The sequence below is a fragment of the Pseudosulfitobacter pseudonitzschiae genome (assembly GCF_002222635.1).
GTDB lineage: Bacteria > Pseudomonadota > Alphaproteobacteria > Rhodobacterales > Rhodobacteraceae > Pseudosulfitobacter > Pseudosulfitobacter pseudonitzschiae_A.
The window spans coordinates 1,846,579-1,858,152 of record NZ_CP022415.1 but is presented as its reverse complement, the minus strand read 5'-3'; the positions used below and the strand labels follow the sequence as shown (position 1 = coordinate 1,858,152).

Here is an 11,574-nt window from a genome sequence, read left to right as displayed (position 1 = left end):
GATCCGAGGTCAAGGTGTATCGTCGCCGCGCCGCCCCGAGGCGGCGTAATATGCGGATATGCAACAAAAGGTGCCAGTGATCGCAGAGGCGGGTGCGCTTAAAACTCTTGCTCGCCCGCGCTTTGCTGCCACGGCTGCACGAGGTTGCCAAAGCGGGTAAAGCGGCCCTCGAAGCTCAGCTCGACGGTGCCAATTGGCCCGTGACGCTGTTTGCCGATGACCACTTCGGCGCGGCCGTGCAGGCGCTCCATCTCTTCTTGCCATTTGGCCATGGCTTCCAGATCGTGATCGCCGGGCTTTTCGCGCTCCTTGTAGTATTCCTCGCGGAACACGAACATCACCACGTCGGCGTCCTGCTCGATCGAGCCGGATTCGCGAAGATCCGACAGCTGCGGGCGTTTGTCCTCGCGGCTTTCCACCTGGCGCGACAGCTGCGACAGGGCGATGACCGGAATATCCAGTTCCTTGGCGATGGCCTTGAGGCCCATGGTGATCTCGGAAATCTCGTTCACCCGGTTTTCCGATTTGCCGGTGCCGCGCACCAGTTGCAGATAGTCGACGATCAGCACGTCCAGCCCATGTGTCCGCTTCAGACGGCGGGCGCGGGCGGCCAGCTGGCTGATCGGCAGGGCGGGCGTGTCGTCGATATAAAGCGGGCAGGCTTCCAGCGACTTGGCCGCATCCACGAACCGGCGGAATTCGGTTTCGGTCATGTCACCGCGGCGGATCTGCTCAGAGGGCACTTCGGACGCTTCGGAGAGGATTCGCGCGGCCAGCTGTTCGGCGCTCATTTCCAGCGAGTAAAACCCCACGACGCCGCCGTCGATGGCCCCCTCGGAGCCGTCGGGCAACAGGCCGCGTTTATAGGCCTTGGCGACGTTGAAAGCGATGTTGGTCGCCAGCGAGGTTTTGCCCATCGACGGACGCCCCGCAAGGATCAATAGGTCGGAGCGGTGCAAGCCGCCCAGCTTCTTGTCCATGTCGATCAGACCGGTCGAGACACCCGAAAGGCCCCCCTCGCGTTGATAGGCGGCATTGGCGACGTTGACCGCATCGGTCACCGCCTTGAGGAAGGACTGGAACCCGCTTTCGGTCTGGCCTTGTTCGGCCAGTTTATAAAGCTGCTGCTCGGCCTCGACGATCTGTTCGCGCGGCTCGGAGGCCACGTCGACCTTGGCCGCCTTGGCGCTGATGTCGCGGCCAAGGATGATCAGGTCACGGCGCACCGCCAGATCATAGATCATCTGGGCATAATCGCGCACCGCAAAGGCGCTGATCGCGGCACCGGCCAGACGTGCAAGATAGGCGGGGCCGCCCAGTTCCTTCAGGCCTTCGTCGTCTTCCATGAACGCCTTGAGCGTCACCGGCGAAGCAAGGTTGTTCTTGGCGATCCGTGCCGAGGCGATGTCGTAGATGCGCGCGTGCACGGGGTCGTAGAAATGGTGCGGCCCGATGATCGACGCGACACGATCGTAGATGTCGTTGTTGGTCAGGATCGCACCCAGAAGCTGTTGCTCGGCCTCGATGGAATGCGGCATGGTTTCGGCGGCCTGAACCTCGGGCGTGCCGTTATGGATACTGCTGATCTCGTTCATTGCTGACCCCGTTTATTGACCCGTCTTGCGCGGGTGCCCTGTCTTAGACGGCAGGGCGCTGCGCAAGCAATCTGGAAATCCTGTGGATAACCCGACCGTAGGGGGTAGCCTACATCATCTGGTGGAAAATTGCAGTGCCTTAACCAGATGATGTGGCGGACTTACGCCTTTTTATGTGCCTCTTGCCACCCGCGCGGGTCGTTCAGGAAGGCTTCGACGCCGTCGAGGGTGGCCGCGTCAAAGGTGCCTTGCGCCTTGGCTTCGGCCAGCACGTCCCACCATGTACACAGGTGGTGCAGCGCAACCCCATGATCGCCCAAGGTCTTTTCGGTTTCAGGGAAGATGCCGTAGTAAAAGATCACCGCCGTGTGGCCGCAAGTGGCGCCGGTTTCGCGAATCGCATCGACAAACGACAGCTTCGAGCCGCCGTCGGTGGTCAAATCCTCGACCAGCAGAACGCGCTGGCCTTCGGTCATCACGCCCTCGATGCGGGCGTTGCGGCCGTAGCCTTTGGGTTTTTTGCGGACGTATGTCATGGGCAGCGCCATGCGTTCGGCCACCAGCGCGCCAAAGGGGATGCCAGCGGTTTCGCCGCCTGCCACGTTGTCGAATGCCTCGAAGCCTGCGTTGCGCATGACGGTCACGGTCAGAAAATCCATCAGGGTCGAGCGGATGCGCGGATAGGAGATCAGCTTGCGGCAGTCGATATAGGTGGGGCTGGGCAGGCCCGAGGCCAGTGTGAACGGGTCTTTGGCATTCAGGTGCACGGCTTCGATCTCAAGCAACATACGGGCAGTCAGGCGGGCCATTTCGGCGGCATCGGGATAGCTGGTAGGGATCATGTGGGTCGTCCTCGGGCGTTGGCGCGTGTGGAGGGTGCGGGAGCCTCCGGCGGGAGTTTATTTGGCAAGATGAAGTTCAGGTGACCGACCAGTCCAAGGGCATCGCGGGGTCGAAGATGGTAACGGGGCCGTCGTCAGTGTCGATGTGTGGCGGGTAGGTCGGCGGTGTTTTGGTCAGCGTCAGGGTCGTGGTATTGGCAGGCAGGCCGTAGAAGGCGGGGCCGTTCAGCGAGGTGAACTCTTCGAGCCGGTCAAGCGCGCCATCCTGTTCAAAGACCTGCGCAAGGATCGACATGGTGTTGGGCGCGGTAAAGCAGCCCGCGCAGCCGCAGGGCAGCAGCTTGTTGGCATCGGTGTGCGGCGCGCTGTCGGTGCCCAGAAAAAACCGCACGTCGCCGGAGGTGGCGGCACGGCGCAGGGCAAGGCGGTGGACCTCGCGCTTGGCCACGGGCAGGCAATAGTAATGCGGTTTGATGCCACCTGCGAGGATATGGTTGCGGTTGATCACAAGGTGATGCGTGGTGATTGTGGCACCCAATGTTTCGTCTTGGGCGCTGGCGTAGTCCACGGCGTCGGACGTGGTGATATGTTCCATCACCACCCGCAATCCGGGCGTGGCGCGGCGGATCGGATCGAGGACGCGGTCGATGAACACCGCTTCGCGGTCGAAGATGTCGATGTCGGGATCGGTGACTTCGCCGTGTACGCACAGCGGCAGTCCGATCTCGGCCATCTTTTCCAGCACCGGACGCACAGTGTCGAAGTTGGCCACACCCGAGGCTGAATTGGTGGTGGCCCCGGCGGGGTAAAGCTTGACCGCTTTGATCAGACCAGAGGCGTGCGCCTGTGCCACGTCAGTGGGGTCGGTGTCCTCGGTCAGGTAGAGGGTCATGAGCGGCGTGAAATCCATGCCCTCGGGCAGGGCGGCCATGATCCTGTCGCGATAGCCTTGGGCCTGTGCGCCGGTCACAACGGGCGGCACCAGATTGGGCATAATGATCGCACGGGCGAAATGGGCAGCGGTTTGGGGCAGGACGGCACGCATCATTGCGCCATCGCGCAGGTGCAAGTGCCAGTCATCGGGGCGGCGGATCGTGAGGGTATCTGTCATGCCCTGCCGTTAGCACGCGGCGCGGCAGCGCACCAGCGTCAGTTGCCCAGTTCTTTTAGCTTGCGGGCAAAGCGGGGCGCATTCATGCGGCCCGTGACGTTCTTGCAAAGGGAATGGATCAACTGCACGCGGTTGTCGATTTCAAGCGACGACAGCAGGTTGCGCAGATAGGGCGGATAGGCGCGGCGCGCCCGCCAGAGGGTGGCAAAGCTGGCATCGTTTAGCGCGCCGGTTGCGGCCTGTTCCAGCAGCGGTTTCAGCACGTCCATCTCGATCATGTTGGTCTGGATCGCGTCTCCCATATGGCGGGTGCGAAGTTTTTGCACATTGGCGCGGGTGAACAGCGCCGCGTGCATCGCGTCCAGACTTTCGCGCGGATCATAGATAACAAAGGCGCGGGCGGCGGCGTCCAACATGTCGGGCGCATAGCCGTAGCGCCGTGTAAAATCAGTGCGGCGCATGTCGGAAAAGCGGTCGTCCCATTCGGTGACACGCACATCAAGTGTGGCTTGGGGCTGGATCGTCAGCACGGTGGCACCGGGCGAGGCGACCGAATAGGCCGCTGCTGCATAGCCGCAGGGGCCTGCGCCGTAAAACACGACTGTTTCGAATTCGTCGAAAAAGCCGTCATCGACCAGACGGTCAAAATAGGCATAGAGGGCTTCGTCGCGGAACCAAGTGTCACCGTCCGAACCTATGCACAGATGCGACCAGCCATGATCGCGCACCATGTTCCAGCCCAGTGGCACCGCAGCTTCGGACAGCGCACGCATTCCTTGGATTGTCTCGAAGGTGACCAGCAGTGTTGTGCCCTGTTCCACAAATGCCGCGAAATGGCGTTTGCCCAGCGGCTCGAAATAGCCGCGTTCTTCGGTAATACCGGCCAGTTTGGTCAGCCATTCGCCTTTGGTGAGGCCTGAAAGCTCGGCGTTGAATGTGTCGGCTGCATCCTGCATCGGGGGCCCTCGGTACCTAAAGCGCGCGGATTTTTCCACGCGTGTTTAGGCCGCAGAGCTAAATGCGCAATGCGGCAAAATTGCGGAAAAAAAGCGCTACTGAGGGGTCTTTGGTGCGTCTTTCGCATCGATGCGGGCATTGCTGCGGGCGCGGTTGGCGTAACGGATCATGAACGCAGCGGCCTTTGGGGCAACAGGACGGGTGGGGCCTGCCATCAGCAAACGACCGAACAGAGCGCGAAACGGTTCTTGTTGCATCAGCGTGTCAAAGCGGGCGTGCCGCCATGCAACCGCCTGTTGATGCAGCGGGCCCAGCACCGGATCGGACATGAGGTCGCGTAGGACAGGCGCACTGGCGGCGGCCATGCGCTGGATGCTGGTATCGGTATCGTCGCAAAAATTCCGCTCGATCCAGTAATCCAGCCCCAACGCGTGATCGGAATGCACTGCGCGGCCACGGTCGGCCTTTAGCACATAGCTTTCCATTGCGCCCAGAGGATAATGGTTAAGCTGTGCCAGCGCAAAGTTCGACCGACCGTAATTGCTGAATAGGCGTTTGGTCTTGAACTGCGCATCCAGTGCGCGGCCTTCGCCGTCGAACCAGCGTGCGCGCTCCAGCAGGTCGGGGTCGGGGTTGCGGGGGCGGTGGACACCGAGTTTGCGATAGGTGCCGTCATTTCTGTACAGCGTCTTGAACATCGACGCGCGCCACGGCCAGTGCAGCACCACGGGCGCGCATTTGGTAAAGGTGCGGGTGACAGGCGCGTCGGTATACCTGACCTGATCCGCGTTGCCGAACAGCCGCCATGTCAGGGTGATGGCGGTGGCATCGGGCAGGGCGTCCAGCAGGGCAGGCACGGTGCCGTCGCCCGTATGGATGTTCACAAATTCGTCGACGTCCAGCGACAGGATCCAGTCGGCCTGTTGGACCACGTCCAGCTTTTGCGCGTGTTTAAGCGCGGTAAACTGGATGCCGCCCTTGTCATAGGGTCCGTCGTTGCGGATGTGCGTCAGCCAGCCGCGATCGGCCAGTGCATCCAGCATGACATCGGTGCCATCGTCACAATCGTTCGAGAACACCAGAAAATGCGTAAAGCCGCAGGCGCGGTGATGCGCCAGCCATTCCAGCAGGAACGCGGCTTCGTTGCGGACGCACAGAACGGCAAGAATGTTCACGCCGTGGGCCATGTCCTGCGGAATGCGACGATCTTGCCCGACGATCCGCGTGCGTAATACTTCAATCCGGCCTCCATCATTGCAGCAAAAATGGCATCGACCCCTGCGGGGCCGATCCATCTGGGGTGCAGTTTGACCACAGCCGCCCGCAGCCCCGTCAGGTCAAGATCGGGTACCAGATCGGCCTCGGCGCCTTGAACATCGACCACGACCAGCGTGGGCGACAGGCTTTTCATCAGGGTCTTTGCGTTTTGCACCGTGATTTTACCGATGGTCTCGGCGGGGCTGTCTTCGCGTTCAATCAAGGACGACATGGCGGGGTTCTTGCGCATGTAAAAATCGGCTGTGCCCTTGCGTTTGCCCAATGCGCCGGAAATCACGGTCGCATTTTCAATGTTGTTCAGTGCGAACATCCCCGACAGATAGGTTGCCAGTTCTGGATTTGCCTCGAGTGCGTGTACCATCCTGACCTTTTGGAGCCTGGCAAGAGTGGCCGAAACCGCGCCGAACCCCGCGCCGATGTCCAGCACTGTATCTTCGGGCAGTGCGGTGCGGCCGCACGCGGTGACAAGTGCGTTTTCGTAAGTGTTCTTGCGCAAAGCGGTTCTGATGGCGGGCGTCATAAAGGCCGCTTTGGGAAACTGCAGCCCGCGTGATTTGATGCTGGGTTGCGGGCTGGGTGCAGCGTCTGTGGTGCTGTCCATCGTTAGCTCTCCATATCCAGTGCGAGGGCATAGGCCACACGCTCGACTTCTGTCAGCTTCACTTCGAGCGCCTGTTTATACAGATCCTCGAATTCGGGCATGGCGTGCAACTCGCAGGCTTTGGCTTTGTGCCAGTCCAGACCCGTCTGGTGCCAGCCGCGCAGGATGTCGTCCTGCATCAACCGGTCGTATTCCGCGCGCAGGCGCGGCAGGTTGCGTTTGATGGTGATGTCGCGAAAGTCGGACCAATCCATGCGTATCCAATAGTTGATTCCAATGGACCGGTCGACGTGCAGCGCACGCCCGCGCTGGCGCTTGATCAGAAAGCTTTCAGCCGACCGAAGCGCATAGTGGTTCAGTTGCAACAGATCGTAGCCGATGGATTTTTTCGATGACCGCCAGCCGTTTTCAGCGGCTTCCTTGGTCATATCCTTGCCCGAGCCGTTGACCCATTTCACCGTCTTCCTGAACGCTTCGTCCAGCTTGTTGGGGCGGTGGCAGCTGATTTTTTCATAGGCGCCGATGTTCTTGAACATGGTCTTGAAGCCCCAGACCGTGTGCGGCTTCGGGCAGTACTTGGGCGCACAGCGATCGAACTGGTCGATCACGAAATCATCGGCCAGAGCGGTGATCCCGTTGTGACCGAACAACCGCCACGTCATCGCCACGTTGGTCGCATCGGGAACCGCGTCAAAGAAATCCTGAAGCGTGCCGTTGCCGGTACGCACGTTCATGAACTCGTCCACGTCGATGTGGATGATCCAGTCGGCGTTTTTGATCACCGGTTCCTTCAACGACTGGTTCAGCGCGTATTGCTGGGGCGAGTTGCCCTTCCAACCGTCGTTGTTGCGGTGTTGCAGCACCCCCATCTCTTGCAGGCGGTCAAGGATTTCGCTGGTGCCGTCCTCGCAACCGTTTGTATAGATCAGAAAATTATCCACACCCATTGCGCGGTGATAGGCGACCCACTCGATGATATAGGGTGCTTCGTTTTTCATGCAGCCAACGATGACATTGCCGCTGCTGCCTGGGGGCAACTCACGCGGTGGTATAGGTGCGAATGCTGCGGCCAACTGTTCTTCGTCGATCGAGCCCAGCTTGTTGTGCGGGGCAAAAGACGAATTTTTAAGCTTGTCAAAGTTCTGGATCGCAAGCGGCGGCATCAGCTTGCGGGCGGCCTCGGTCAGCCCGTCATGTTCTGACGCAGGGGCCGCAGGCCGGGCGCTGCCCTTGGGCGATTTGGTGGCCTTGGCGGCGTCCAGATCGGCGCCTTTGGTCTTGCGCTCTTCGCGGGTTGCTTTGTTGATGCGCCACATAAAGCCCAGCAGGTATTGCGTGGCGCGAAAGCCGAACCTCGGATCGGCCTCTTGCCATGTGCCTTTGGCGCGCGGCTTTTTGAAGGTGTCTTTGGTCAGCGCCGGTTGCGATTTCAGCAAGGCGGTGTTGTCTGCGGTAAATGTTTTCGAGATGGCAGACAGCGACGCCACATCAACAGGATCGCCATCCACGTTGATTTCATTGATAAAAGATCGCCATAATTGGCGCGGCAGAATGCGTTTGCGGTCGGCCAGAACCTGCAACAACAGCGCGTTCATCTGCCGCCCGCGTGTAAGCGCCGCTGCCGATGTGGGCGCAGGCACCTCTGTTGGCGTCGCTTTGCCCAATACTGCGTCAATCCCGAACATGGCGCGGATTTCGTCGGTGACGGTATCGGCGGCAAACCCTTCGGCGTCATAGGGGCGCAAGGTGACACTTCCCGCGCCAAAGCCCGTCTCCCAATGGGTCACGAGACGCCTGTAGTCCAGCCAGAATGGCGCGGCCTGATTTTCAATGAAGACGCCCGCCTGCGGGTCGATTGCGGGGGCGGTGGCAAGGCAGTCGTCCCACCATGTTTTGCTGCCCGCCAGTTCCATCTCTTGTGCCAGTGACCTGCCGCGCCCTTCAAGGATTTGTTCGGCGTACCAGCGCGACAGCAGACTGGCCTGTTCGTCCACATGGGCAATGATGCGAATATCGTCCGACAGCGGCCTTAACAGCCCGTGCAGCCGCGCAATTTCAGAAGATTGCCCCAGACTGACCCCCAGTTGCGAGGCAGACAGGATCAGGTCGGTCGGATTGTGCTGTGCCACCTCACGGGCCAGATCGTTGGCCACGGTGTCAAATAGAACCTGTTGTTTATCCTGCGGAATATACCCACGGTTAAAGCGCAACGGATCTACATGCGCGGGGTCGGTGACGGCCATATACAGCCGCGTGTGGTTCTTGGGGCCCGGACTGCGTGGAAACAGATAGCCCTTGGCCAGCAACTGCTCGCGTTTGTCGGCCATGACCGATTGCAGACGGTCTGCGCCCACTTGTTCCAGACCAATATGCAAATGAATGCGCATCATGACGCCTTTTTGTTCGAATTGCTGTTCACGCGGCCCCACCACGGCAGGGGCACACCCAGAAAGGACGCGATGCGGTCGCGCGCGCCCGCGTCGGCCACATCATATTCCAGAAAATCTTCGCGGTCGTGAAACAAAGCCCGCAGATGCGCGTAATGGGCACTGATCCACTGTTCGCGCTGCTTTGTCGTCTCGCCGTAACCTGCGGGCAATCCCGGAATATCCGCCTGCGGCAGCCGTGCCACACCCAAATCGGACCACGCCAGCATCGACTGGCTCAGTTGGAACGGATCGCGATTCGAGGCCAGAAATTTCACGCCCGGATGGTGGGTGCGAATCGCTTCGATCAGGCCGAAATCCATCTGCGGCCACAGCGACTTCCCGTCGCGCAACAGGCTGATCTCGGTCACGCATTCGAATGGCCCCAGATGCGCACCGGGGTCGCCTGTTTCGAAATACCCGCGATACAAAAGTTCGGAAACATACTGGTTGTGCAGGGGTTTCACAGTCGTCTGCTTGGGTCGCACACGATAGTCGGCCACCTTGAAATCCGCCATTTTCAGCGCGCGTGCCAATGTTGTCGTTCCGGTCTTGGGCAGGCCCAGATTGACGACGCGCAGGCTCATGTCACAGGCTCCAGCCCCAACGCCTCGATCAACGCCTGCTCTTGCGGCGGCAGTTTCGATGCGGCACGCAATTGCGCCTGCATTTTCTGGTATTCCGGCTGCGCGAGCAATGCGTCACGCTTGGCGATATGGGCCGCGACAGCCTCGGCGTGCAGGGCGGCAATTTCGGGGTCGGCCATCAGCTTTGCCATCTCTTTGCGCAGGGCAGGCACATACTTCTGGATCGACGTATCTTCCCAAGCCGCATCGTTCCGCTCGCGCCAATAGGTGTCGTCAAAGGCGCGGTTCTCGCGGTTCACGTCGCCGCGGTCGTTCTTGACCAGATAGCTGTCAAGCGAACGCAGCGCGTAATGGTTCAGCGTTGCGAATTTGCGTGCGCCATGTGCGGGAAAGCGGCGAATGCGGCGCGGGTTGGCAGCCACCAGAAACCGGTGCTGCACTGGACGCCCCGACGCATCGGTCCACAGGGGGCGTTTGTGCTTGGGCAACTTCTCGCGGAAAAACGGGCGGTGCGCGCCGTAGTACTTCAGCGGGAAATCGGCACGCACCAATGATTTTACCTCGATGGCTGTCTCGCCACACCACAGATCGGGGTTGTGGCTGCGGGTGAACTGCTCAATTACAGGACGGTCTTCGAATGTATCCACACCGTCATTGGCGAAAAACTGGAAATTGATGCTGATCGCTTGCGGATTTCCACAGGCGTCGATCAGAGCAGGGATCGTGCCGTCCCCTACATGAATGTTCAGAAATTCGTCGACATCCGCAACCCAGACCCAGTCAGAGCCTGCCACCATGTCCCGCGTCTTGGCATCCTTCAACGCCTCCATCTGGTAATTGCGCCCTTCGGCGGGGTTCGGCAGATGGCGCACGATGCCGCGGGCCTGCAACGCATCCAGAATCCGGTCGGTGGCATCGGAGCAATCGTTTGAATAAAAAAGAAAATCCGTCACGCCCAGCAGGCGATGAAAGGCAATCCATTCCAACAGAAATGGGCCTTCGTTTTTCACGCATGTCACTGCTGCTATGCGCATCTGTGCGCCCCCGCTGTGGCCCAGCTTTGGTCACACTTCATCTGCCCTGTCCGCCTCTGATCGGGTTGTCGTCAGACCAATATGCCTGCAAAACCTCTGTTATACCTTACCGGATAATGTCAGCCGCAAGAACATGCGTCAACGGCGGCAGCGCACCAGACCTTGACCTGACCCGCCAGCGATGCACGTTTGTCGCAACCAAAGGGAGACACGGATGACCAAACCCATCTCGATCGACGCTGTGCAACAACAGTTGGGCGCCGAAGGCTATGTGTGCGACCGCGCGCTGGGAACGGTGGTGTTTCTGGCGCTGTCGCTGGGCCGTCCGCTGTTTCTGGAAGGCGAGGCAGGCGTCGGCAAAACCGAGATTGCCAAGGCATTGGCCGCCTCTTTGGGCCGCCGTCTGATCCGTTTGCAATGCTACGAGGGGTTGGATGCCTCCAGCGCTGTCTACGAATGGAACTTCCCCGCCCAAATGATTGCCATCCGCACCGCAGAGGCCGCAGGCACCGCCGACCGCGCCGCCCTTCAGGCCGAGCTTTTCAGCAAGGATTTCCTCATCGAGCGCCCCTTGCTGGACGCCATGCGCCCTGACGAAAACGGCGCCCCCGTTCTGCTGATCGACGAACTTGACCGCACCGACGAACCCTTCGAGGCCTATCTGCTCGAAGCGCTCAGCGACTTTCAGGTGACAATTCCCGAACTCGGCACCATCAAGGCTCCCGAGCCGCCCATCGTAATCTTGACTTCCAACCGCACCCGCGAGGTCCACGACGCGCTCAAGCGTCGCTGCCTTTACCACTGGGTCGACTATCCCGATTTCGACCGCGAGATGGAAATTCTCAGCGCCCGCGCGCCGGAAGCCGCCAAAAACCTCAGCCGTGAAGTCGTGGCCTTTGTCCAGCAATTGCGCACCGAGGATCTGTTCAAGAAACCGGGCGTGGCGGAAACCATCGACTGGGCGAAATGTCTGATTGCCCTCGACGTGCTGACCCTGTCGCCCGAGGTCATCGCCGACACGCTGGGCGCTGTGCTGAAATATCAGGACGACATCGCCAAACTGCAGGGGTCCGAAGCCAAACGCCTGCTGGATCAGGCCCGTGCCAGTCTGGAACCCTCCTGATGCTTCTTTTGGCCCGAAAT

At 60.4% G+C, this 11,574-nt stretch carries 10 protein-coding genes; 1 reads left to right on the top strand and 9 read right to left on the bottom strand.

The genetic code is table 11. From position 1 onward, the window contains the following. Positions 1-98: 98 nt before the first annotated feature. The 9 genes from SULPSESMR1_RS08975 to SULPSESMR1_RS08935 form a co-directional block, all read right to left on the bottom strand. Positions 99-1,595, bottom strand: coding sequence for a replicative DNA helicase (locus tag SULPSESMR1_RS08975; protein ID WP_089420506.1), 1,497 nt, complete (start codon positions 1,593-1,595; stop codon positions 99-101). Between the two features lie 161 nt (positions 1,596-1,756). Then, entirely contained in the window at positions 1,757-2,437 is a 681-nt protein-coding gene (locus SULPSESMR1_RS08970) for an orotate phosphoribosyltransferase (protein WP_089420505.1), read from the bottom strand. Positions 2,438-2,513: 76 nt separating this feature from the next. Next, positions 2,514-3,548 carry a dihydroorotase gene (gene pyrC, locus SULPSESMR1_RS08965; RefSeq protein ID WP_089420504.1) on the bottom strand — a complete coding sequence of 345 codons (1,035 nt, stop codon included), beginning with the start codon at positions 3,546-3,548 and terminating at the stop codon, positions 2,514-2,516. Between the two features lie 38 nt (positions 3,549-3,586). Next, a complete protein-coding gene (locus SULPSESMR1_RS08960; RefSeq protein WP_089420503.1) occupies positions 3,587-4,504 on the bottom strand; it encodes a phosphoadenosine phosphosulfate reductase in 918 nt (305 codons plus the stop codon). Positions 4,505-4,600: 96 nt separating this feature from the next. Continuing rightward, positions 4,601-5,680 carry a glycosyltransferase family 2 protein gene (locus SULPSESMR1_RS08955; RefSeq protein ID WP_089422246.1) on the bottom strand — a complete coding sequence of 360 codons (1,080 nt, stop codon included), beginning with the start codon at positions 5,678-5,680 and terminating at the stop codon, positions 4,601-4,603. Further along, the gene (locus tag SULPSESMR1_RS08950; protein WP_089420502.1) at positions 5,677-6,384 is read right to left on the bottom strand and encodes an FkbM family methyltransferase; all 708 of its coding nucleotides are present in this window, start codon (positions 6,382-6,384) and stop codon (positions 5,677-5,679) included. Before SULPSESMR1_RS08950 ends, SULPSESMR1_RS08955 begins: the two co-directional genes overlap by 4 nt. Before the next feature lie 2 nt (positions 6,385-6,386). Then, a complete protein-coding gene (locus SULPSESMR1_RS08945; RefSeq protein ID WP_089422245.1) occupies positions 6,387-8,771 on the bottom strand; it encodes a glycosyltransferase family 2 protein in 2,385 nt (794 codons plus the stop codon). Continuing rightward, a complete protein-coding gene (locus tag SULPSESMR1_RS08940) occupies positions 8,771-9,397 on the bottom strand; it encodes a sulfotransferase (protein ID WP_089420501.1) in 627 nt (208 codons plus the stop codon). The genes SULPSESMR1_RS08945 and SULPSESMR1_RS08940 overlap by 1 nt, the downstream gene beginning before the upstream one ends. After that, a complete protein-coding gene (locus SULPSESMR1_RS08935; RefSeq protein WP_089420500.1) occupies positions 9,394-10,431 on the bottom strand; it encodes a glycosyltransferase family 2 protein in 1,038 nt (345 codons plus the stop codon). Before SULPSESMR1_RS08935 ends, SULPSESMR1_RS08940 begins: the two co-directional genes overlap by 4 nt. 214 nt (positions 10,432-10,645) lie before the next feature. On the opposite strand from SULPSESMR1_RS08935, the gene SULPSESMR1_RS08930 reads away from it, so the two are divergent. Beyond that, positions 10,646-11,554, top strand: coding sequence for an AAA family ATPase (locus tag SULPSESMR1_RS08930; protein WP_089420499.1), 909 nt, complete (start codon positions 10,646-10,648; stop codon positions 11,552-11,554). The last annotated feature ends 20 nt before the right edge of the window (positions 11,555-11,574 follow it).